Genomic DNA, 23,106 nt, shown 5'->3' on the forward strand with positions numbered 1-23,106 from the left:
TGAAGCAGGCGGGCTGACTTAGCTGAGCACGTTGACAATCAGGACTAGCGCCGCACCGGCTGCGGCACCGATGGCGGCAGGTAGGGCCGCGGACCATAAGGATGACTTTTGCGGATCATCCTTTTGGGTCTGCGCGATCAGTGCATTTTCGACCAGACCGGGCAGTCGTGGGCCAAAGCGGGCCAGGACCATCGCGGTTTTCCCGAAGTCCCGCAGCGCCGCGCGGGGACCGATGGATTGCTTGATGTAATCCTCAACCACGGGGCGGGCAGTTTCCCAGATGTTCATATGCGGATCAAGCGACCGTGCAACGCCTTCGACCACCACCATCGTACGCTGCAATAGGATCAGTTCGGTCCGGGTTTCCATGCCAAAGCGTTCGGTGACCTCGAACAGGTAATTCAGCAGGCGGCCCATTGAGATATGCGAGGCGTCCATGCCAAAGATCGGCTCGCCCACCGCTCGCAAAGCGCGGGCAAATTCGTCGACATCCTGGTTGGCGGGGACGTAACCGGCCTCGAAATGTACCTCGGCCACGCGTTTATAGTCGCGGCGGATGAAACCGAACAGAATCTCGGCATAAACCCGGCGGGTGTATTCGTCGATATGACCCATGATGCCGTAGTCATAGGCGATGATATCGCCATTTGCGGCGACCTTCAGGTTGCCCTGATGCATATCGGCGTGGAAATAGCCGTCACGCAGGGCGTGCAGCAGGAACAGGTGCAGGACCCGCTCCGCCAGATCGCGGCGGTTGTGACCAACCGCATCCAGTGCAGCATTGTCGCCCAGCGGTACACCATCCGCCCAGCTGAGCGTCATCACCCGGCGCGCGGACAGTGACCACACAACGGGGGGCAGCCAGAAACCGGCATCGTCCTTGGTATTGGCAGCATATTCCGAGGCAGCGGCGCTTTCCAGTCGCAGGTCCAACTCACCCCGTACAACGCCGTCGAAATGTTCGATCACGTCCATCGGTCGCAGGCGGCGCGCGCCGGGGGCGAACAGGTCGACAATACGGGCGGCGAAATAGAACGCATCGACATCCTTGTGAAAGGCACGCTCGATCCCTGGGCGCAGCACTTTGACGGCGACATATTCACCGGTGCTGACCAATCGCGCCTTATGCACCTGCGCGATCGAAGCCGCAGCGATTGGTTCGCTGAATTCCTCAAAAACCTCATCGACGGGTTGGCCAAGTTCCTTTTCCACCTCGGCCATGGCTTCGGCGCGGGAAAAGGGTGGCAGCTTGTCCTGCAACACACGCAATTGGGCGGCCAGTTCTTCGCCCACCACGTCAGGGCGGGTCGAGAGGATCTGACCGAACTTGATATAAGCCGGGCCCAGTGCTGTCAGTGCCCGGGTGGCGGGTGGCATGTTGGGGTCGCCCTTGTAACCCAGCCATTGAAACGGTTTGCCCAACGCATGCGCCAGAAACCGCAGCGCACGGGGGGCCTCAAACGCGTCCAGCACCACATTCATGGCGCCTGTGCGTTCAAACGTGGCGCCTGTGCGGATCAGGCGGATGATGTTGTGAGGGCCGCGCATTAAATCTTCCAGCCGGAGTGTAGCGCAGCGATACCCATGCTGAGGTTGCGGTATTTGGCGTTTTCGAAACCAGCGGCACGAACCATGCCCAGAAAAGTTTCCTGATCGGGAAAATTGCGGATCGATTCGACCAGGTATTGATAGCTGTCGTAATCATTGGCGATCAGCTTGCCCATGCGGGGAATGATGTTGAAGCTGTACAGGTCATAGAGCTTTTGCAGCCCGTCATTGGGCAACTGGCTGAATTCCAGCACCATCAGACGGCCACCGGGTTTCAGCACCCGGAAGGCTTCGTTCAGCGCTTCTTGAGGGCGGGTCACGTTCCGGATGCCGAACGAGATGGTGTAAACGTCAAAGGTATTGTCCTCGAACGGCAGGGCCATCGCATCGCCCACTACCCAGTTCAGGCTGTCGGACATCTGATCGGCCTCGGCGCGCTGGCGGCCTTCGACCAGCATCGGCTCGGTCAGGTCCAGAACGGTGGCGTGGCCGTAGCCCGCGCGTTTGAGGAAGCGAAACGAGATATCGCCCGTTCCACCGGCCACATCCAGCAGACGTTGACCGGGGCGCGGGGCCAGCCAGTCCATCATCGCGTCTTTCCAGACCCGGTGGATGCCCATCGACATGACATCGTTCATCACATCGTATTTCGAGGCGACCGAGTTGAACACGCCCTGCACACGACCGGCCTTGTCGGCCTCGCGCACGGTTTCAAACCCGAAATGAGTGGTCTTGTCGCTGTTGTCGGACATAAGCCTTGCCGTTTGTCGAATTTCGTCTCTGTTATAGGGCTCTGGAACCGGGGCACAATGCGGCCCTTTGAATTAGGAGCCATCTAATGCCCGAATTGCCCGAGGTCGAGACAGTAAGACGCGGCCTGAGCCCCGCAATGGAGGGGGTTGTGATCGAACGGGCAGATGTAAATCGCCCCGATTTGCGCTGGCCGTTCCCGGACCGCATGGCCGAGCGGCTGACCGGGCAGCGGGTGGATCAGCTGCGGCGGCGGTCAAAATATATTCTGGCCGATCTCAGCAGTGGTGAAACGCTTCTGATTCACCTAGGGATGTCCGGGCGAATGACAGTATCGGGTGATCCGCTGGGGCAGTTCGTACATGAGCATCCCATGCCCGAAAAACACGACCACGTGGTGTTTCACATGGCCAATGGCGCGCGTGTGACGTTCAACGATCCGCGGCGCTTCGGCGCGATGGACCTGTTGACCACGGCTGCGGCTGAGGATCACAAACTGCTGTCAGTTTTAGGCCCAGAGCCCTTGGGGAATGATTTCCACGAACAGCACCTGATCGAGGCGTTCAAAGGCAAGAACACTCCGGTCAAATCTGCGCTTTTGGATCAGGGAATCGTTGCCGGATTGGGCAATATCTATGTTTGCGAGGCCCTTTATCGCGCGGGTGTGTCGCCACGTCGCAAAGCCGGACAAATTTCTGCACCACGCGTTGCCTCTCTGGTTCCGGTCATTCGGCAGGTGTTGCAGGACGCGATCGAGGCCGGTGGTTCATCCCTGCGTGATTTCCGCCAAGCTGATGGAGAACTTGGATATTTTCAGCACAGCTTCGATGTCTATGGGCGTGAAGGCGAACCCTGCCGGACCGAGGGTTGTGATGCCGTTGTGAAAAGAATCACCCAGTCCGGTCGCTCATCCTTCTATTGCGCGCAATGCCAAAGATAACTTGATCCAGAAAATTCGCGTGATAAGGAATCGTACTTGAACGGAACAACCGGAAGCTTACACCTCATGGCTTTTGAGACGATCATCGTCGAAATCGAAGACCACGTCGCCCTTATCAAGCTCGACAGACCCGATGCGCTGAATGCACTGAATTCGCAGCTGGCTCAGGAACTATGCACCGCATTGGAAGATGCGGATACCAACGACAAGGTGCGCTGCATCGTCATTACCGGTTCGGACAAGGCGTTCGCGGCTGGCGCGGACATCAAGGAAATGTCCGAGATGAGCTTTGTCGATGTCTACAGCTCAAATCTGTTTGGTGCTCTGAATGACCGTGTTTGCGCGATCCGCAAGCCGATCATTGCAGCCGTTGCTGGCTATGCGCTGGGCGGTGGGTGCGAATTGGCCATGTTGTGCGATTTCATCATTGCTGCGGATACCGCCAAGTTCGGGCAACCCGAAATCAATCTGGGCGTCATTGCAGGGCTGGGTGGTTCGCAGCGCCTGACGCGTTTCGTTGGTAAGTCCAAATCGATGGACATGAATCTGACCGGTCGCTTCATGGATGCCGAAGAGGCCGAGCGTTCGGGTCTTGTCAGTCGGGTCGTGCCAGCCAAGAAGCTGATGGAAGAGGCGATGGGCGCCGCCCAGAAGATCGCTGAGAAATCGCAGCTGAGTGCAATGGCCGCCAAAGAAGCTGTGAACCGCAGCTATGAGTTGCCGCTCAGCGAAGGGATGCTGTTTGAACGTCGCGTGTTCCACTCGATGTTTGCGACAGAAGACCAGAAAGAAGGCATGGCGGCCTTCTTGGAAAAACGCGCGGCTCAATTCCGCGACAAGTAAAACGGGCAAGCGACCGAAACAGGCGGGCTTGGCCTGCCTTTTTTCATGGCTGCTATACGTCGCAAAAGAATCGGCTTGGCAAAGCCCGCAAACTTGGGTAACTAGCGCCGCTATACATGCGCGTGCGGCCCGCTTGGCCCGACTCACACTCGTGATTCTGATCCGGTGCGGATAGTCCGTGACGCGCAACCATTGATAACCGTACCGAATGAAGGTCAGAAACACATGGCAAACTCGCCTCAGGCTAAAAAGCGCGCTCGTCAGAACGAAAAGCGTTTTGCTATCAACAAAGCACGTCGCTCGCGCATCCGTACTTATCTGCGCAAGGTTGAAGAAGCGATTGCGTCCGGCGACAAGGATGCAGCAACCACAGCTCTGCGTGCCGCTCAGCCCGAACTGATGCGTGGCGTCACCAAAGGCGTCTTTCACAAAAACACCGCTTCGCGGAAAATGTCGCGCCTGTCGGCCCGCGTAAAAGCACTGGGCTAATCGCTCGGGTTGACCTTGGGTCAACAAAGCAAGGTCGAATTGTTCTCAAAGGCGTCACAATGCGTGGCGCCTTTTTGTTGCTGTTGCCGGAAAGTCGCGTCTTCACAAAACCGAGAGATTCTTTCTGCAAAAGACCCGAGTCAATATCAGAGTTTCGTTGCCGTACGCCTTGGCCTCTTGCTACCACTGGTACAGCGATTCACTCGCTTGGGGGGACAGGCTGTTTCGGCGATCTGACTGACGGGCATCAGGACGGTCACGAAACGAATGTTGGCAATCGGTCACGGCTGATTTGCTGATCTGCTAAAGGTCTTGGGGTAACCGAAGATCTGAGCCCTGTCTAAAAATTTGATTGCGAAGCGCAACCCGGTTACGGGGCGCCCGGATTATGGGTGCCTGATTGCTGGGCCGTGCAAACTTTCGGGACAGTCCCGCCAGACCCATGTGGTTTGGCGATGGGTATCCTATTGCGTGTGAATGCTTAAGAACCGGGCAACCGGGCTAGATTAATAAGGCCGACAGGCCAATAAAGAATGGGATGCGTGAGGCGCTTGATGACACAAGAGAAATGGGGACAACTGCGTAACAAACTGCTCAAGGCGATCGGCAAGAACAACTATACCACCTGGATCGAGCCTCTTGAATTCCAAGAGCTGCAGGATGGCGTGGCCACGTTCTCGGTTCCGACCAACTTCATGGGCAATTATGTTAGTCAAAACTTTGCGGACTTGATTCTGTACGAGATGAACACCGCAGGGGAATCGGTTCAGCGATTGGCGTTTCGCGTCGCGGCCAATTCGCCGGTGCGTCCGTCGGGTGATGTAGAAGCTGCGCCGTCCGTTGTTCAGGACGCGCCTCAACCGCAGTCCCTGTCACAGCGGGCCGAGCCCGCGAATGATGCGCTCGAATCCCTTCAGGCTGCACCGCTGGATGCCCGTTTCACTTTTGACAGTTTTGTGGTCGGCAAACCCAACGAACTGGCCCATGCCGCCGCGCGCCGTGTCTCCGAAGGTGGCCCCGTCACGTTCAACCCGCTGGTTCTGTATGGCGGTGTTGGTCTTGGTAAGACGCACCTAATGCATGCCATCGCGTGGGAGCTGAAAACCAAACGCCCCGAGTTGAACGTGCTGTATCTGTCGGCGGAACAATTCATGTACCGCTTTGTGCAGGCCCTGCGTGAACGTCGGATGATGGATTTCAAACATCTGTTCCGCTCGGTCGACGTGTTGATGGTGGATGACGTGCAGTTCATCGCTGGCAAAGATTCGACTCAGGAAGAATTCTTTCACACATTCAATGCGCTGGTTGATCAGAACAAGCAGATCATCATTTCCGCTGACCGCGCCCCGGGTGAGATCAAGGATCTGGAAGATCGCGTGAAATCGCGCCTGCAATGCGGTCTGGTTGTCGACTTACACCCCACCGATTACGAACTGCGACTGGGCATCTTGCAGAACAAGGTGCAGCAATACAGCAGCACCTATCCCGATCTGACCATCGCCGATGGCGTGCTGGAGTTTCTGGCCCATCGTATCTCGACCAACGTGCGCGTGCTGGAGGGTGCCCTGACCCGTCTGTTCGCTTTTGCCTCGCTGGTGGGGCGTGAGATCGACATGGAGTTGACTCAGGATTGTCTGGCGGATGTGCTGCGGGCGTCCGAGCGCAAGATCACCGTCGAAGAGATTCAACGCAAAGTTTCGGACTATTACAACATCCGCCTGTCCGACATCATCGGCCCCAAACGCCTGCGGTCTTATGCGCGTCCGCGTCAGGTGGCGATGTACCTGTGCAAACAATTGACCAGCCGGTCCCTGCCCGAGATTGGGCGTCGCTTTGGTGGACGCGATCACACCACCGTCATGCACGGCGTCAAACGCATTGAAGAATTGAAAGTCACCGACGGCCAGATCGCCGAAGACGTGGAAATGCTGCGCCGGTCGCTGGAAGCCTAAGGGTCATCCCATCAATTCAAGAAAACGCCCCGGACCCTCACGCCCGGGGCGTTTTCTTGTGCGCTTAAATCCACGGTTGAATAGGAACTGTGCCCACGCGGCCACGCGCCCCTTGACCCTTTGGCCGTTCCGACCCAGAAAACCATAAAAAATCCTTGTGCCTCAGGGTGGAACCGCTAACGTGCCAGTCCCGCCTGTTTTCGGCACGCAAGTCAGAGGAATTGAGGGTATGAAGATCAGCATCGAACGCGGCACCCTTCTCAAGGCCGTTTCGCAGGCCCAATCTGTTGTAGAACGCCGGAACACCATTCCCATACTGGCCAATGTGCTGATCGAGGCCGAAGGCGATCAGGCAATGTTCCGCGCCACCGATCTGGATATCGAGGTGGTCGACAAAGCCCCGGCGCAGGTCGAAAAAGCGGGCGCCACAACCGTCGCAGCGACAACCCTGCACGAGATCGTGCGGAAACTGCCGGATGGGGCGTTGGTGACACTGACCGCTGACAGTGCGGCTGGTCGTCTGACGGTTGAAGCGGGCCGGTCTAACTTCTCGCTGGCGACGCTGCCGAAAGAGGATTTCCCGGTGATGGCGTCGTCGGAGTATCAGTCGAACTTCACCGCTTCGGCAGCACTGCTGCGGCGGCTGTTCGACAAATCGAAATTCGCCATCTCGACCGAAGAAACCCGCTATTATCTGAACGGCGTCTATATGCACGTGGCCGACGGGTCCGAAGGCGGCAAGGTGTTGCGCTGCGTGGCCACAGATGGCCACCGTCTGGCCCGCATCGATGCCGATTTGCCAGACGGAGCCGCCGACATGCCGGGCGTGATCGTTCCGCGCAAGACGGTGGGTGAGCTGCGCAAGTTGCTGGACGATGATGAGATGGGTATCGCCGTCTCGGTCAGCGAAACCAAGGTGCGTTTCGCAACACCCGATATCACGCTGACCTCGAAAGTGATCGACGGCACTTTCCCCGACTACACCCGTGTGATTCCGCAGGGCAATACGCGCCAGCTGGAAGTGGACGCGGCTGAATTCGCCCAAGCTGTGGATCGGGTGGCGACCGTGTCTTCGGAACGCTCGCGCGCTGTCAAATTGCAACTGGATGCGGACAAGCTGGTCTTGTCGGTCAACGCCCCCGACAGTGGTGCCGCCGAAGAAGAACTGGCCGTGGCCTATGGCGACGAACGATTGGAGATTGGCTTTAACGCCAAATACCTGCTTGAGATCGCCAGCCAGGTGGATCGTGAAAACGCTGTGTTCCTGTTCAACTCGGCAGGTGATCCAACCCTGATGCGGGAAGGTAATGACCAAAGCGCGGTCTATGTTGTCATGCCGATGCGCGTCTGATCGACCCTGCGGGGTGGTTCCTAACGAAAGGAAAGGGTCATGAGTTTGGCCCTGACCGAACTTACGGTCTCACATTTCCGGTCCCACAAGCTGGCGCGGTTGTCCTTGGATGGGCGACCGGTAGCGATTCACGGGCCGAACGGGGCCGGTAAAACCAACATCCTTGAGGCGGTGTCGCTGTTTTCCCCCGGGCGTGGGATGCGCCGGGCCAGCGCGGCTGAGATGACACGTCGACCCGAAGCGCTGGGGTGGAAGCTGTCCGGTTTGTTGCAGGTTCAGGGTCAGAATTACGAGATCGAGACCTGGTCCGAAAGCGGCGCGGCGCGTCAGGTTCGGATTGATGGTAAAGCTTCAAGCCAAATTGATCTGGGCAAACTGGCGCGTGTGGTCTGGCTGATCCCTTCGATGGACCGGTTATGGATTGAAGGGGCCGAGGGGCGTCGGCGGTTTCTGGATCGCATCGCGCTGAGTTTCGATCCCGCCCATGCCGAGGCCTCACTGACCTACGAAAAATCCATGCGAGAACGCAACCGCCTGCTGAAAGAGCAGGTGCGCGACGCCCATTGGTATGCCGCGCTTGAGGGGCAATTGGCCGAGACCGGCCACAGAATACACACCGCGCGGCTGGCCGCGTTGGAACATCTGTGCAGGGCGCAGGACCAGGCAGAAACGGCGTTTCCCTCGGCTGATCTGGAATTGGTACAGACCGAAGGTGCCATGCCCGAGACAGTGGAGGATTTACGCGAGGCCTTGAATGAAAGCCGTTTCCGCGATTTGGCGGCAGGGCGGACCTTGGTCGGGCCGCATCGGTCGGACCTCTATGGCGTGTTTGCGGCCAAAGGTGTGCCAGCCAAGGATTGCTCGACCGGAGAGCAAAAGGCGCTGTTGGTGTCGCTGATCTTGTCAAACGCGCGGGCACTGGCCGGGATGGTTGGCGCGCCTCCGATCGTGTTGCTGGATGAAGTGGCGGCCCATCTGGATGCGGGGCGGCGGGCAGCGCTGTATGATGAGATTTGCGCGCTGGGCGCTCAAGCCTGGATGACGGGCACCGGGCCTGAGCTGTTTGCGGAACTGGGTGACCGAGCCCAGACGTTGATCGTGAGTGATAGCTTTGAGGGCTCGGTCGTATCCGCTTAGGCGGGTTCGTTGACTTTGCGCTCCCACAGGAAGCCACGCATGACTTCGTCAACCGGCGTTTGTGCCATGTGGTTGACGTAGTTCGACATGGTTTTCTGCGCCAGACCCAGCACCACGTCCAAAACAGCGCGGTGTGAGTAGCCTGCATCAAAGAACGCCTGCAGCTGTTCCTCGGACGGGTTGCCCCGGGTTTCCATCATTTGCAGGGTGAAGGTGCGCAGCGCCTCAAGCTTGGCATTGGGCAGCGGAGTTTCGTTGCGCAGGGCCTCGGTGATCTCGTCCGAGACCTTCATCATCTTGGCAATGCCGGTATGCGCTGGCACGCAGTAGTGGCATTCGTTTTCCACGTTGATGGTCTGCCAGACGACAGTTTTTTCGTCATTGTCGAAATCTGTCTGCACGAACAGATGGTGCAGCACCTGATAGCCTTCCAAATGCTGGGGGCTTTCGGCCATTACTTTGTGCAAACCGGGCAGGCGGCCAAACGCAGCCTGAGATTTCTCCAGCAGGGGTTTGGAACCTTCAGGGGCGGATTCGAGGTCGTGTGAAGGGAAGTTGGCCATGTGGGAACTCCTTTTTTCTGGCGGCTGAGTCCGAAATAGCCTTTCTTGAGCGTTCGCTCAAGTATATATTTGAGCAACCGTTCAAGAATTGGTGAGGATGATGCCCCGTAAACCTGCCTATAACCGAGATACCCTGATCGCACAGGCCCGAGATATATTCTGGCGTCACGGTTGGGCCGGAACATCGTTGAAGGACTTAGAGCGTGAGTTGAAGTTGAAGCCAGGCAGCTTTTATGCAGCGTTTGGCTCGAAGGATGCGCTTTATGCGCTGGCAATGGAACGCTATGCGCAGGATGGCGTCGCCAATATGATGGCCTTGGCGCAGGACTTGGGCCCGTTAGAGGCGCTCAAGGCCCAGCCACGTCTGGTGGTCGAGGCGTCCGAGTTGCCGACCAAAGCCTGTATGCTGTCCAAAACCTATGCCGAATTGCAGGCGCGCGGTCATGAACTGGCGGGCCAGGCCCGCACCCACATGATTGCAATGAAGACCTGTTTTGCAGACCTGTTTCGCCGCGCGCAAAAGGCCGGTGAAATCGGTGCGGAACATGACCCGGTGCGTCTTGCGGCGCGGTATCAATCCGACCTTCTGGGCCTGCGATTGTCGGCCGAGCGGGACGATGTGAACGCAGCGGAAATTGCTGCAGATATCGCGGCCGACCTCGATCGGCTTTGATCCGCAAATCAAGGCCACTCGAACCACAAAATCTTGGGGGAGCGCGTGACATTCCCCACCAGAAAACGTATAAGTTACCAAAATAATATAGGTACTGACTGAATGTCCGAAGACGCACAGACGCCACAGGAATACGGCGCTGATTCCATCAAAGTTCTCAAAGGCTTAGAGGCTGTTCGCAAACGTCCGGGCATGTATATCGGCGACACGGACGATGGCTCGGGTTTACACCACATGGTCTATGAGGTTGTCGACAATGGAATTGACGAGGCGCTGGCCGGTCATGCCGACCATGTGACAGTGAAAATTCACGCCGATTCCAGCGTTTCGGTCAGCGACAACGGGCGTGGTATTCCGGTGGATATTCACCCCGAAGAAGGTGTCTCGGCGGCTGAGGTCATCATGACGCAGCTGCACGCGGGCGGTAAGTTTGACAGCAACTCGTACAAGGTGTCGGGTGGTCTGCACGGTGTGGGCGTTTCGGTTGTGAATGCCCTGTCCAATTGGCTGGAACTGCGTGTCTGGCGAAATGGCAAAGAGCATGTCGCCCGGTTCGAAGGCGGCGAAACGGTCGAGCACCTGAAAGTAGTCGAGGAGTGTGGCGACCGCACCGGAACTGAGGTGCGGTTCCTGGCCTCGACCGACACGTTCTCGAATCTGGAATACTCGTTTGAAACGCTGGAAAAACGCCTGCGCGAGCTGGCCTTCCTGAACTCGGGCGTGCGCATCATCCTGATCGACGAGCGCCCGGCGGAGCGGTTGGAAACCGAGCTGTTCTATGAGGGTGGCGTTAAGGAGTTCGTCAAATATCTGGACCGCTCGAAATCGGCGGCGATGCCAGAGCCCATTTATATCAAGGGCGAACGCGACGATATCGGCGTGGAAATCGCTATGTGGTGGAATGACAGCTATCACGAGACGGTCCTGCCCTTCACCAACAACATTCCACAGCGCGATGGCGGCACCCATGTTGCCGGTTTCCGGGGCGCGTTGACCCGTACGATCAACAACTATGCGCAATCCAGCGGGATCGCGAAAAAGGAAAAGGTCAGCTTTACCGGCGATGACGCGCGCGAAGGTCTGACCTGTGTGTTGTCCGTCAAAGTGCCCGATCCGAAGTTCTCGTCCCAGACCAAGGACAAGCTGGTGTCGTCCGAGGTGCGCCCAGCGGTTGAAGGTCTGATGAACGAAAAGCTGGCCGAGTGGTTCGAAGAGAACCCGAATGAGGCCAAAACCATCGTTGGCAAGATCATCGAGGCCGCTCTGGCCCGTGAGGCCGCCCGCAAGGCCCGCGAACTGACCCGCCGCAAGACGGCAATGGATGTGAACTATCTGGCCGGCAAGCTGAAGGACTGTTCCGAGAAAGACCCATCCAAGACCGAAGTTTTCCTGGTCGAGGGGGACTCGGCCGGCGGATCGGCGCAAACCGGGCGGGATCGTCTGACGCAGGCGGTATTGCCGCTGCGCGGGAAAATCCTGAACGTGGAACGGGCGCGGTTTGATCGGATGCTGTCTTCGCAGGAAATCGGCAACCTTGTCATGGCGCTGGGCACCGGTATTGGCCGCGATGAGTTCAACATCGAAAAGTTGCGCTACCACAAGATCGTCATCATGACCGATGCGGATGTTGACGGCGCGCATATCCGGACGCTGTTGCTGACCTTCTTCTATCGGCAGATGCCGGAACTGATCGAAGGCGGATACCTCTATATCGCGCAGCCGCCGCTTTATAAAGTTTCACGCGGTAAATCAGAGGTTTACCTGAAAGACCAGGCTGCGTTGGATGATTACCTGATCAATCAGGGCGTTGAAGGGGCCGTGCTGAAACTGGGCTCGGGTGAAGAGATCATCGGGCAGGACTTGACCCGTGTGGTCGATGAGGCGCGGCAGTTGAAACGCGTATTGGACGCATTCCCAACCCATTATCCGCGCCACATTCTGGAGCAGGCCGCCGTCGCCGGTGCCTTTGTGCCGGGTGCTGTGGATGCTGACCTGCAAGGCGTGGCCGACAAAGTTGCGGCCCGTTTGGACCTGATCGCGCTGGAATACGAACGCGGCTGGCAAGGTCGGATCACGCAGGATCACGGCATCCGTCTGGCCCGTATCCTGCGCGGTGTTGAAGAGGTCCGCACGCTGGACGGCCCCATGCTGCGCTCGGGCGAGGCCCGCAAAACCGGCAGCTTTACCCAAAGCCTGCAAGAGATCTACAACACCCCCGCGACCTTGATCCGTCGCGACCGCAGCCAGGTGATCCACGGACCGCTGGACTTGTTGCGCGCCATTCTGGAAGAGGGTGAAAAGGGTCTGTCGCTGCAACGCTACAAAGGGCTCGGAGAGATGAACCCCGACCAGCTATGGGAAACCACGCTGGACCCGGACGCACGGACTCTGCTGCAGGTGCGGGTGGACGATATGGTCGAGGCAGATGACCTGTTCACCAAGCTGATGGGCGACGTGGTGGAGCCGCGCCGTGAATTCATCCAACAAAACGCGCTGAGCGTCGAGAATCTGGATTTCTAAGTCTCTGTAGGTGCGCGAAGTACTATGCGCGCACCTACAGGGTATTCGCCAAGGCAATGGGGTGACGCACAGAAACTACTGATCAGAGATGTTTGAGGCTGACTTTCGAGAGAAGAGCGGACCTCGGAGCTACCTTAGCGAACGGGAGCTTTGTCCGGATAGTGTTGAAAAAGTCAAAATTTCCTGGCTCTCAGTTTTCCGCAAAAATTCAGAACATGAGAAAAGTCGTGTCGGATTGCGCTCAACTGGTCATGAGCGCCACATACAGCGCCGCATTGATGATTTGACCGACCCCCTTGGCCGAAATCTCGTGGCGTCGTTCAATGGCCTGCTTTTCCACTGACTTTCGCCAATAACTGACTTTTTCAACGCTATCTCCGCATAGTGGTCGTTCACACCAAATGCAGCGAATGACCGAGTTGGAACGCAACCTGCTCATTTGTTGAGATGCTGCGAATGACCGTTATTTGAGCGCGCTGTTCCCGAGACCCAGAACTCGTTACGCCTTGACTTTATCTGTTCAGCTAGAAAATCAACAAATAGCCGGACCCGTGCGGTGTTCCGAAGATCGCGATGCAGCAAAAGCCAGATGCTCCTGTACGGAATCGGCTTTTGGAAGGGCGCGCGGATCAGATCAGGATGGCGGTCGCCAAGATTGCACGCAAGATAGGCCATGCCGAGACCGGAGGCAGCCAGTGTGATCAAGGGCACAAGTTCTGAAACACGGTGCCTGAGTTGAGCTTTAGGGTAGTAGCTGTCTTTGATCCATTTGGCCGTAATTGCCTCTTCTGGCTCATGCCAACCGATAAAATGAAGTCCTTCTCCGCCGTTGTCGCTGATCTTCTCGGCGTACTCTCTGGTGCAATAGGCGGCCTGGGACATTTGAACCAGTTTTCTGCCCACCACGTCATCAGTCACGTCATTGGCAATGCGCAGCGAGACATCCGCTTCGCGCCGTGTCAAATCCCGGATGTCGTTTGTGAAGTTCATGTTTAGCGTAATGTCTGGGTAGAGATCAGCGAAGGCGGCGAAATCATCCATTAGCGAGGTCATCGCCAGCCCATGGGGCAGCGTAACGTAGACTGTGCCCGAGGGTTGCGCATCCCTGCCAACAATGACGCGAGACGCAGCGGTCATTTCAACTTCTACACGTTCGGCATGAGGCATCAGATCTTCGCCAAGCTGTGTCAGAACCAGACCTTGCCTGGAGCGATCAAAGAGGCGACTCCCAACCCGTTCCTCCATAACCGAAAGTCGCCGGGTCAGGGTCGTGTGGTTGACCTGAATGCTATCAGCGCCGCCCCGCAATGTTCCGGTGCGGGCAACAGCCAGAAAGTACTTCAGATCGTCCCAGTTCAGGGAATGGCTTTCCTTGATCGACATACATCTTGTGTTTCATTTTTGAAGCAGTATGTCCAGAAATGCCTATCTACAGATCATTTATTGACCGGTTTACCTTGGGCTTATCAAACGCAAACCCAAGGACCCTACCCGATGAACCAGATACAATCCGTATTGATTACCGGCGCAAACGCCGGACTGGGCCGCGAGGCGGCCCGGCAGCTTGCGCTTCAGAAAGGGATTTCCAAGGTCTATCTGGCCTGCCGCAACCCAACCAAAGCCAACGCTGCAAAAGCGGCACTAGAGCATGAAACCGGACGCAAGATCTTTGAAATCGTGCTGATGGATGTCACCGATCCGGCTTCGGTTCGCGCCGCTGTGGCCGAACTTTCCACCCCGATTGACGCTGTAATCCTGAATGCGGGTGGAACGGGCGGGCAGAACCCAAACAGCCTCACCAGCGATGGCGTGACCAACATCTTCGCAACAAACGTTCTGGGCCATGTGGTGTTGGTAGACGCGTTGCTGGAACATCAGTTGGTGACGTCCACTATCCTCTATGCCGGGTCCGAGGCTGCTCGTGGTATTCCCAAGATGGGGATGCAACGCCCCGACCTGTCCAATGGAACAGTGGACGAGTTCAAATCAATCGCTGACGGCAGCAAGTTCGGCCCCGACGGCGACCCGATGCAGACCTACGGCTATGCCAAGCTCACCGCGACCCTGTGGATGGGGGCGATGGCGCGTCAGCATCCCCATATTCGCTTTGTCACCATGAGCCCCGGAGGCACCGCAGGAACTGCTGGCTTTGACGACCTGCCGCTTATGAAACGCATCGTGTTCAAACATGTCGGCGGCGTGCTGATGCCCCTGTTCGGCATGATGCACAGCGTTGAAGCCGGGGCAAAACGGTATCTGGACGGCTTGCTGAACCCGGAATTCAAAACCGGCCACTTCTATGCCAGTCAAACCGGCTATCCCACCGGGCCAGTCGTGGATCAAGCCAGCATCGATGGGGCTCTGTCAGACATCACCACTCAGGACAACGCGAACCAAGCATTACGCCGGTTCGCCTAATTCAAAGGAGAAACCAAATGGAAACCACACTGAACATCTTCGTTATCCTCGCAACCCTCATGCTATCTGGTCTCGGTATCATGTCGATGTTTGCACCTCGGCGCATGGTAGCCAACTTTGCCATCGAGCCGGTCGGCACCGCCGGACTTAGCACGATCCGTTCGGTGATTGGCGGGTTGTTTCTGGCCTCAGTGGCTTTGCTAGTGCTCGGTCTGACCACCGGGCAGACACTGGGCTATCTGGCTGTCGCGATCCTGATGGCGGTTGTTGCTGTCGGGCGTATTGTCGGAATACTGGCGGACGGATTTGACAAGGCTGTTCTGCCCCCGTTGGTCGTCGAACTTGTGATTTTCGCGGTGTTGCTGTCAGCCTACTACCAGCTCTCCTTCTAATCGACTTCGAAGCAGGTGGATGGCGGTTAGATTGAAGTCGCCATCCATTCGGCCCATCATCAAGCTCACCAGCGGACATTCGAGCAATTCCGGCTTGTCCGTATAGCAATCGCTCGCGATATTCAGGCAAACGTCAGCGTCCAGCCCAAAGCAATCATAGTTCTTAGTGGAGCAGTCGCTTCGTTTGGACTAAACCTCGCTGATGACCTTCGAGGCAGTCGCTTCATTGATAGCCAGAACAGTGTTGTACAGCGTAGCCAGTCGAAGAAGTGATTTTACGTCGACGTCGTGTGGCAACGCTGATAGTGGATCAATGAAAAAGATCAGTGTGTCGAGCTTCCCTTCGGCAATCATAGCGCCGATTTGAGCGTCGCCTCCCAGCGGACCACTTTTGAGACGCTTGATAGGCACGCCGACTTCATCCGCAATTCGCCCGCCGGTCGTGCCAGTCCCAAAAAGCTCCATCTTGCTCAATGCGGTTTTATGGGATTTGGCCCACTCGACCATTGTGTCTTTCATCTGATCATGCGCCACAAGCGCGACTCGGTTGCGGCCGTTTGGACCGTCGCTCCCATTGCTCATGGTGTTGATTTCCTCGGTGTTGAAGTGTCCGTAGCCCAACTCCATGCCAGCGGAGACTTACGCTTAAGTGCGCCACTCAAATGTTGCCGCATTCTGTAGGAGGCATCCACGGTATTGCCGGATTCCAGAAGTGTAAGGATCTCAAGATGCTCAGTACATTGTTCTATCAATCGTTGATGGTTCACTTCGGCTCGATACTCCATGAGGCGTCGCATTCTATTCACGCGTTGGAGTGCCATGAGAAAGAACGGGTTTCCGGACAACTTGATGAGTTCCTCATGGAATAAAGCCCCACTTTCTAGCAGCGCTTCTCCATTAACGGCGTCCATATCCATATCAAGCATTCCCTGCTGAATGCGCCGCTGTTCATCCAGGACTTTGTGATCGAGTTCAAACGAGGGCTCCAGCATGGCGGCTGGCTCTATCGCCATTCTGAACCTGTAAATCTCATCAAATGCCTCGGGTGTTTTTGCCACTGGAAGAAACCGCCAGCCGTAGCCTTCTTTGCGTTCAGCCCAACCTTCTCGAGAAGCGCGGATCAACAGTTCTCCGACCTTAGCTTTAGTCCAGCCGTACTTCTGCTTTAAGAACTGCTCGGTAACTTCTTCTGGAATTTCATTTGTTAGCCAATCGTTTGCAAGCAGTTGGTATTCGTCTAGCTCGCTTGGGTCGACAGTATCCAGGTTTTCTTTGATGGCTGGAGGCAACTTGTCGGCCACAAAGTACCCGCGGTTTTCCAGGCGGATGAGAACATCTTTTTCCTCTAAGGATACCAGCGCCTCGCGCACTGGGGTTCTGGATACGCCATACCTGTCGGCGACTTGCTGAGCGCTTATATGCTGGCCACCTTCAAGTGTACCCGCAACGATATCATGCAAAAGACGGTTCGATATCTTCTTTGACAATTCGCTGGCTCGCATTGGTACGCCTGACTCCTCTTGCCACTCTCACCTACGTAGATTGCATCTGACAGCTAACATACAGCCAAATTTTAGGTTTTCTATATGTAAAAAGCCAAAGAGAGGCGGGTTTAGCACTGCTGAGAAGGTGATGTTTGCGTAAATTGGATTGGATTTATGACCGTTCGACCGAAGTTCTTTCATTTAAGGTGAGTGTCGATCCTTCGAAAACACTTAATAAAACATATACTTGAAAGGTATCGGGGAATAGCAAGTTCAACTATTTTGGTTTTTTCGATTAAAAAAAGCAAAATAAAATTGGCTTTTTGCGCACCAATATGCAATCAAAATAGCCAGTGCGGGATTCGCGCTGAAAAACACTTGGAAAACTGGGGAGGATTACCCGTGTTCATGAAATTTACTCGCATCGGTGTCATTGCTGCTGCGGCAGCCGTTGCCGGCGTGACTGGCGCGTCCGCCGAATTCAAAGCTGAAAGCCCGCAATGCATTGCACCCTCAAATCCCGGTGGTGGATGGGACTTCATCTGTCGTACAACGGCGAAGTATCTCTTCGATCTCGGGATCATCGAGGATTCGATGCAGGTTACCAATATGAGCGGTGGGGGTGGCGGAGTCGCGTTCGCGCATGTCACGAAGGAGCGCAACGAAGACAACAACCTTATCGTTGCGGCTTCTATGAGTACCAGCGCTCGAATTGCGCAGGGCATTTACGAAGGCGCCCAACAGGATGACGTGCACTTTCTTGCCACTTTCGGAGCCGAATATGGCGCCATCGCTGTTCCCGCAGACTCCAAGTACACCTCTCTGTCTCAAATGATGGAGGACATTGTCGCTGATCCAAAATCAGTTGGGATCGCGGGTGGTTCGTCTGTGGGCAGTTTTGACCACATCAAGCCCATGTTGGTCGCCCGCGAAGCTGGCCTCGAAGATGTAACCCAGATGAAATATGTATCCTTCGATGGTGGCGGTGAAGCCATGACTGGTCTGCTTTCTGGTTCGGTCGAGGCGCTTTCTGGAGACTTCTCCGAGATGCTGGGCTTTCTGGAGTCGGGTGACATCCGCGTAATCTCGATCCTGGCTCCTGAACGTCTGAAGAACTATCCAGATATTCCTACTGCAAAAGAGGAAGGCTTCGACGTCGTTGGCGCGAACTGGCGCGGCCTTTACATGCCGGCCGGTGCAACTGACGAAGCTAAAGAGTTCTGGAAGAACGCGATCATTACGCTGACCGAGGATCCTGGCTTCCAGGCAGAGCTAGAAGCAGCTGCCATTGAGCCGTTCAACAACTTTGGCGACGACATGTACACCTTTGTTGAGGGCAGTATTGCGGACGTGACCAAGCTCTCGAAAGAGATCGGTATCATCCAATAAGTGTCATGCGTGCCCAACCGGTCGCATCCGGTTGGGCACCTAAAAGAAGTTCCGGAAATCTGGGAGGAAACTATGAGTGACCGCATCTTCGGCGGTTTCGGACTGGCCCTTGCAATATTCTATATTTGGGCAGCATCGATCATCAAAGACAGTTTCATGGTCGATGTCGTGGGTCCGCGCGCCTTTCCTTACATCGTGGGCACCGTGTTAGGCCTTACGTCGCTCTACTTCATAATCCGCCCGGATGAAGAGCCTAAGTGGCCAGGGTTGCGCGACTTTGCCGAGATATTGTTCGCCACTGCTGTGATGTTTTTATACGCATGGTCTCTTTCCGAGATTGGGTTTGTTATCGCGACAACCTTTGCAACTGCCTACCTAACCTGGCGACTGGGAACCACTCCGCTTTGGTCGCCCGTAGTAGGCCTGCTGACAGCCATCGGTATCTACGTCGTTTTTCACCTAATCCTAGGCCTTGCTTTGGCCGAAGGACCATTGGGGTTCTGAGGGGTCGCCATGGAAACGCTTGCACTTCTTGTTGATGGATTCTCGGTTGCGTTGTCACCGCAAAATCTGTTCCTTGCTGTCGTTGGATGCTTCCTCGGCACTTTGATGGGAGCATTGCCTGGCTTGGGCCCGGCAAATGGGGTTGCTATCCTCATTCCGATTGCCTTCTCGCTCGGGCTTGGGCCTATCCCATCTCTCATCCTGCTTACAAGTGTCTACTACGGCGCCATGTACGGAGGTCGAATTAGTTCGATCTTGCTAAACATCCCGGGCGATGAACCCGCGATGATGACGTGCCTCGATGGATATCCGATGGCAAAGAACGGCCAGGCCGGCGAAGCCTTGTCTTTAGGTGGCATCGCATCTTTCTTTGGGGCGTTTGTCGCAACAATTGGCCTGGTGATTTTGGCGCCACAGTTGGTCAAAATCGCGCTGCTTTTCGGACCAGCTGAGTACTTTGTCCTCTTTACAGTCGCATTTGCGACACTGGGTGGTGTGTCCTCTACGAACCAAGCCAAATCTGCTTTCGCAGCTGCACTAGGGCTGGGTATCGCGATGATTGGCAGTGATAGCCAAACAGGGTCGCAGCGCTTCACCTTTGGTGAAATCCACCTCTTCGATGGCATCGACTTCTTGATCGCTATCGTTGGATTGTTCGCACTGAGTGAAGTGTTGATTTTTCTCGAACATCACCGCGGCGGTGCCGTTGGATCAGCTGGCGCGACGAAAGTTGGGCGCATATTGCCAGACTTCGGCATGATCAAGCGTTGCATGCCTTCAATCGCTCGCGGCACTGGTCTTGGTTTCTTCTCAGGCGTCTTGCCAGGTGCCGGAGCATCGCTGGGGTCATTCCTTGCGTACTCACTGGAGAAACAAAGCGTCGACCGCGATGGGAAATCCTTTGGAAAGGGCGATCCACGCGGTGTTGCAGCTCCGGAGGCAGGCAACAACGCGGCCGCTGGAGGCGCGTTGGTGCCGATGCTTTCGTTGGGTGTACCGGGCTCGGGGACTACCGCCGTTCTGTTGGCTGTTTTGCTGCAACTTAACATTACCCCGGGACCACTGCTCTTCACAAAGAATCCGGATGTGGTTTGGGGGCTGATCGCGGCCTTGTTCATCGGCAACATCATTCTGCTCTTGATGAACGTTCCGTTGGTCGGATTGTTCACGCGCGTGTTGCTGGTGCCGACGCGCATTCTGATGCCTGTCGTTGCAATGATCTCGTTCGTTGGGATTTACTCGATAACGGGCTCCACCTTCGATGTAATGCTAATGGTTGGCTTCGGCTTTGCAGGCTGGCTTCTGCGCAAACTTGATGTGCCGCTGGTGCCGGTCATCTTGGGCATCCTTCTTGGCAACCAGATGGAAGTGAACCTTCGCCGCGCAATGACGATTTCGGACGGGGATTGGTTGGCGCTGGTGGGAAGTCCCCTCGCAATAATCCTTTGGCTCATCGCAATCGCAGGTTTCGTATTGCCCATGTTTGTCGGCCGTCGGGTGAAGGACCGCATGGATGCGCAGCGCCATGACGAAGAGGCATCGGTGGGGGATTAAACCCACCGGATTTCAAGAATGACTGGCTTAGGCCAACAAGGAGACAACAGATGCGTATCATGACACTGCCCTGCGATGGCATCGGACCTGAAATCATGGCGGCGACTTTGGAAGTCGTTGAGGCCGCAAACAGGAAGTACGACCTGGGATTGACGTTTGAGGAAGAGGAGTCCGGTTTTACCAGCCTCAGGAACCACGGTATCACTCTGCGTGACGATGTGCTGGAACGTGCACGAACTGAGTTCGATGGGGTCATTTTAGGGACGCAGTCCCATATGGACTACCCGCCAGTCGTTGAAGGTGGTCGCAACGTTTCGGCCGGGTTCCGTATCGGGCTCGATCTTTATGCGAATGTGCGGCCGGCCCGCAGCCGTGACTTTCTAACGAACAAAGCGCCCGGGATGGACCTTGTAATCATGCGTGAGGCGACGGAGGGATTCTATCCTGACCGCAACATGTACAAAGGCGTCGGAGAAATGATGCCCGATCCGGACATGGCTTTGTCGGTTCGCAAAATTACGCGACACGGATCAATGCGGATTTGCAGAGAGGCTTTCAAACTGGCCATGCAACGGAAGAAGAAAGTCGCCGCGATACACAAGGCCAACTCTTTTCTCATGACCGACGGCCTGTTTCTGGAATGTTTCCGCGAGGTGGCGAAGGACTACCCTGAAGTCGAAACCGAAGAGTTGATTGTCGACGCATTTGCAGCGCTGCTGGTTCGAAAACCGCACGAATATGATGTTATCGTCGCGACTAACTTCTACGGCGATATTCTCTCGGACCTTGCCTCTGAACTGTCAGGGTCTTTGGGGCTCGCTGGGTCGATCAATGCAAACGCTGAAACGGGCTTATGCTGCGCACAAGCACAGCATGGTTCTGCCCCGGACATCCAGGGGCAAAACGTTGCGAACCCGACATCACTTATCCTCTCCGCCGCTATGATGCTCGTTTGGCTCGGCGAGCAGAGAAGAAATCCGAAGCTTTTGGAGGCTGGGCAAGCCATTGCGGATGCAGTTGATGCCGTCATCGATGATCCTGCAAAGCGCACCCGCGACCTTGGTGGCACTATAAACACCGACACCTTCGGAACGCTTGTGGCCGAAATGGTCTCCAAGGAAACGATCCCGGCGTGATTGGATCTCCCGGTGGGCAAGCGTGCCTACATCAACTGGTGGCGTCGCATTTTGCGGCGTCACCCGTCTTGAGCTGGAGCAATTATGAGACGACCAAGATTAGCGTTGATCCATGCAACCCGCGTTGCGATCGATCCAATCGAAGCTGCGGCACGCGAGCACTGGCCGGAAGCGGAAACCATTTCGATACTAGAAGAGGGGTTGTCTTTAGACAGGTCTAAGCAAGTCGAATTGTCCGCCGATCTTTTCCGCCGCATCGTAGACCTTTGCCGGTATGCGGAAGGCGCTGACGCAGATGGTGTACTGTTCACGTGCTCAGCATTCGGAGCCGCAATCGAAAGAGCAAATTTCGAGGCGCTCATCCCAGTCATGAAGCCGAATGAAGCGATGTTTGATGCGGCTTTCTCGTATGGTGATCGCATCGCAATGATTTATACTTTTCCTTCAGCTGCGGCAGGTATGGAAGAGGAATTTCTAGATGCTGCCAGGGCGCGCGGTAGCAATGCGGAGATTACGTCATACTATTGCTCTGGCGCGTTGGCTGCAAAGCAAGCGGGTGATGATGAAAAACACAATCGCCTGATTGCGGAAACCGCATCAAGTATCGACGACGCTGACGTTATTCTTCTAGCTCAGTTTTCGATGTCTGACGCCGTTGAGGATGTCCGTAAGGCAGTACAGATTCCAGTGTTGACCAGTCCACAGGCAGCGATTCACGAAATCCGACGGCGCGTCGAAGGCAATCAGTGAGGGAGGTTCAATGCTAATCGGAGTCATAGCGGACGATTTTACTGGTGCGAGTGATATTGCGAACACCTTGGCAAAGGGCATTGAGCCGGAAGGTGGGTTACGAACGGCTCAGTTTCCAGGTATTCCAACGACCCTAGCCGACAAAGAGATCGAAGCGGGTGTGATCTCACTTAAGAGCCGCACTGCACCTATTGAGGAAGCCGTTGCAGACAGCCTACGCGCGCTACGGTGGCTTAAGGATCAAGGATGCCGTCAATTCATCTTCAAGTATTGTTCGACCTTCGATTCCACGACTAAGGGAAACATCGGCCCCGTTGCGGCAGCGTTGGCCAACGAACTGGGCGCGCAAAAGGTGGTTTTCTGTCCGGCCTTTCCGACAACTGGGCGAACGATCTATCAGGGCCATCTTTTTGTGCTTGGTAAGCTGTTGCACGAGTCTGGGATGGAAAATCACCCCCTTACTCCAATGACAGATTCCAACATAAGGCGTTGGTTGCAGCATCAGACCAAAGAAGCGGTTGGGTTGGTATCAATTGACGCCGTGAAGCAAGGGTCAGAGGCGATTGCTAATGCGTTGCATAACGCAGACGAGCGCTTTGTGATCGGTGATGCGATTTCGGACGCGGATTTGCTGGCCTGGGGCGAGGCTCTGAAGGATGCCCAGCTCATTTCCGGGGGATCCGGGATAGCATTGGGCCTACCCAGAAACTTCG

22 protein-coding genes are annotated in these 23,106 nt (G+C 56.0%); 16 read left to right on the forward strand and 6 right to left on the reverse strand.

The features are described 5' to 3' along the window. Nucleotides 1–18: 18 nt before the first annotated feature. Together ubiB and ubiE are read right to left on the reverse strand one after the other, a co-directional pair. Nucleotides 19–1,548, reverse strand: coding sequence for a 2-polyprenylphenol 6-hydroxylase (gene ubiB, locus AB1A64_RS20750; protein WP_366553815.1), 1,530 nt, complete (start codon nt 1,546–1,548; stop codon nt 19–21). Next, nucleotides 1,548–2,300 (reverse strand): bifunctional demethylmenaquinone methyltransferase/2-methoxy-6-polyprenyl-1,4-benzoquinol methylase UbiE, encoded by a 753-nt coding sequence (gene ubiE, locus AB1A64_RS20755; protein ID WP_366553817.1) that lies wholly within the window; start codon nt 2,298–2,300, stop codon nt 1,548–1,550. The genes ubiB and ubiE overlap by 1 nt, the downstream gene beginning before the upstream one ends. Before the next feature lie 86 nt (nt 2,301–2,386). Between ubiE and mutM the strand changes: the two genes are divergently transcribed. The 6 genes from mutM (at nt 2,387) to recF (ending at nt 9,010) form a co-directional block, all read left to right on the forward strand. Then, a complete protein-coding gene (gene mutM / locus AB1A64_RS20760; protein ID WP_366553819.1) occupies nt 2,387–3,238 on the forward strand; it encodes a bifunctional DNA-formamidopyrimidine glycosylase/DNA-(apurinic or apyrimidinic site) lyase in 852 nt (283 codons plus the stop codon). A gap of 66 nt (nt 3,239–3,304) precedes the next feature. Then, nucleotides 3,305–4,081, forward strand: a complete 777-nt coding sequence (locus AB1A64_RS20765; protein ID WP_366553821.1) for an enoyl-CoA hydratase — start codon at nt 3,305–3,307, stop codon at nt 4,079–4,081. 225 nt (nt 4,082–4,306) lie between these two features. Then, on the forward strand, nt 4,307–4,570 hold the full coding sequence (rpsT, locus tag AB1A64_RS20770; RefSeq protein WP_170418171.1) for a 30S ribosomal protein S20: 264 nt from the start codon (nt 4,307–4,309) through the stop codon (nt 4,568–4,570). Nucleotides 4,571–5,124: 554 nt separating this feature from the next. Further along, complete coding sequence (gene dnaA / locus AB1A64_RS20775) at nt 5,125–6,522, forward strand: chromosomal replication initiator protein DnaA (RefSeq protein ID WP_366553823.1); 1,398 nt, start codon at nt 5,125–5,127, stop codon at nt 6,520–6,522. A gap of 229 nt (nt 6,523–6,751) precedes the next feature. Beyond that, the gene (dnaN, locus tag AB1A64_RS20780; RefSeq protein ID WP_366553825.1) at nt 6,752–7,873 is read left to right on the forward strand and encodes a DNA polymerase III subunit beta; all 1,122 of its coding nucleotides are present in this window, start codon (nt 6,752–6,754) and stop codon (nt 7,871–7,873) included. A gap of 39 nt (nt 7,874–7,912) precedes the next feature. Beyond that, the gene (recF, locus tag AB1A64_RS20785; RefSeq protein WP_366553827.1) at nt 7,913–9,010 is read left to right on the forward strand and encodes a DNA replication/repair protein RecF; all 1,098 of its coding nucleotides are present in this window, start codon (nt 7,913–7,915) and stop codon (nt 9,008–9,010) included. Here recF and AB1A64_RS20790 read toward each other — a convergent pair. Continuing rightward, on the reverse strand, nt 9,007–9,573 hold the full coding sequence (locus AB1A64_RS20790; RefSeq protein WP_366553829.1) for a carboxymuconolactone decarboxylase family protein: 567 nt from the start codon (nt 9,571–9,573) through the stop codon (nt 9,007–9,009). The genes recF and AB1A64_RS20790 overlap by 4 nt on opposite strands. A gap of 100 nt (nt 9,574–9,673) precedes the next feature. Here AB1A64_RS20790 and AB1A64_RS20795 point away from each other — a divergent pair, with 100 nt between their 5' ends. Both AB1A64_RS20795 and gyrB read left to right on the forward strand, forming a co-directional pair. Next, nucleotides 9,674–10,246 (forward strand): helix-turn-helix domain-containing protein, encoded by a 573-nt coding sequence (locus AB1A64_RS20795; RefSeq protein WP_366553831.1) that lies wholly within the window; start codon nt 9,674–9,676, stop codon nt 10,244–10,246. Between the two features lie 102 nt (nt 10,247–10,348). Further along, nucleotides 10,349–12,766 carry a DNA topoisomerase (ATP-hydrolyzing) subunit B gene (gene gyrB, locus AB1A64_RS20800; protein WP_366553833.1) on the forward strand — a complete coding sequence of 806 codons (2,418 nt, stop codon included), beginning with the start codon at nt 10,349–10,351 and terminating at the stop codon, nt 12,764–12,766. A gap of 435 nt (nt 12,767–13,201) precedes the next feature. Here the strand turns inward: gyrB and AB1A64_RS20805 are convergent, their stop codons facing one another. After that, nucleotides 13,202–14,149, reverse strand: coding sequence for a LysR family transcriptional regulator (locus AB1A64_RS20805; RefSeq protein ID WP_366553835.1), 948 nt, complete (start codon nt 14,147–14,149; stop codon nt 13,202–13,204). A 111-nt stretch (nt 14,150–14,260) separates the two neighbouring features. On the opposite strand from AB1A64_RS20805, the gene AB1A64_RS20810 reads away from it, so the two are divergent. Then, nucleotides 14,261–15,184 carry an SDR family NAD(P)-dependent oxidoreductase gene (locus AB1A64_RS20810; protein ID WP_366553837.1) on the forward strand — a complete coding sequence of 308 codons (924 nt, stop codon included), beginning with the start codon at nt 14,261–14,263 and terminating at the stop codon, nt 15,182–15,184. A 17-nt stretch (nt 15,185–15,201) separates the two neighbouring features. After that, entirely contained in the window at nt 15,202–15,576 is a 375-nt protein-coding gene (locus AB1A64_RS20815; RefSeq protein WP_366553839.1) for a DUF4345 family protein, read from the forward strand. Nucleotides 15,577–15,765: 189 nt separating this feature from the next. Here AB1A64_RS20815 and AB1A64_RS20820 read toward each other — a convergent pair whose 3' ends face one another. Both AB1A64_RS20820 and AB1A64_RS20825 read right to left on the reverse strand, forming a co-directional pair. Continuing rightward, nucleotides 15,766–16,158, reverse strand: coding sequence for a methylglyoxal synthase (locus tag AB1A64_RS20820; protein WP_366553841.1), 393 nt, complete (start codon nt 16,156–16,158; stop codon nt 15,766–15,768). Further along, nucleotides 16,155–17,078, reverse strand: coding sequence for a GntR family transcriptional regulator (locus AB1A64_RS20825; RefSeq protein ID WP_366553843.1), 924 nt, complete (start codon nt 17,076–17,078; stop codon nt 16,155–16,157). The genes AB1A64_RS20820 and AB1A64_RS20825 overlap by 4 nt, the downstream gene beginning before the upstream one ends. 390 nt (nt 17,079–17,468) lie before the next feature. On the opposite strand from AB1A64_RS20825, the gene AB1A64_RS20830 reads away from it, so the two are divergent. The 6 genes from AB1A64_RS20830 to AB1A64_RS20855 all read left to right on the forward strand — a co-directional run. Next, nucleotides 17,469–18,449: a tripartite tricarboxylate transporter substrate-binding protein gene (locus AB1A64_RS20830; protein WP_366553845.1), complete on the forward strand. Its 981-nt coding sequence runs from the start codon at nt 17,469–17,471 to the stop codon at nt 18,447–18,449. A 72-nt stretch (nt 18,450–18,521) separates the two neighbouring features. Further along, on the forward strand, nt 18,522–18,953 hold the full coding sequence (locus tag AB1A64_RS20835; RefSeq protein ID WP_366553847.1) for a tripartite tricarboxylate transporter TctB family protein: 432 nt from the start codon (nt 18,522–18,524) through the stop codon (nt 18,951–18,953). A gap of 9 nt (nt 18,954–18,962) precedes the next feature. Further along, nucleotides 18,963–20,507 carry a tripartite tricarboxylate transporter permease gene (locus AB1A64_RS20840; RefSeq protein ID WP_170755961.1) on the forward strand — a complete coding sequence of 515 codons (1,545 nt, stop codon included), beginning with the start codon at nt 18,963–18,965 and terminating at the stop codon, nt 20,505–20,507. A gap of 50 nt (nt 20,508–20,557) precedes the next feature. Then, nucleotides 20,558–21,643, forward strand: coding sequence for an isocitrate/isopropylmalate dehydrogenase family protein (locus AB1A64_RS20845; protein WP_366553849.1), 1,086 nt, complete (start codon nt 20,558–20,560; stop codon nt 21,641–21,643). Nucleotides 21,644–21,748: 105 nt separating this feature from the next. Continuing rightward, nucleotides 21,749–22,393 (forward strand): aspartate/glutamate racemase family protein, encoded by a 645-nt coding sequence (locus AB1A64_RS20850; RefSeq protein WP_366553851.1) that lies wholly within the window; start codon nt 21,749–21,751, stop codon nt 22,391–22,393. 10 nt (nt 22,394–22,403) lie between these two features. Beyond that, nucleotides 22,404–23,106, forward strand: a 703-nt coding sequence (locus tag AB1A64_RS20855) for a four-carbon acid sugar kinase family protein (RefSeq protein ID WP_366553853.1), incomplete at its 3' end; no start/stop codon positions are given.

The organism is Ruegeria sp. ANG10, from assembly GCF_040705255.1.
GTDB lineage: Bacteria > Pseudomonadota > Alphaproteobacteria > Rhodobacterales > Rhodobacteraceae > Ruegeria.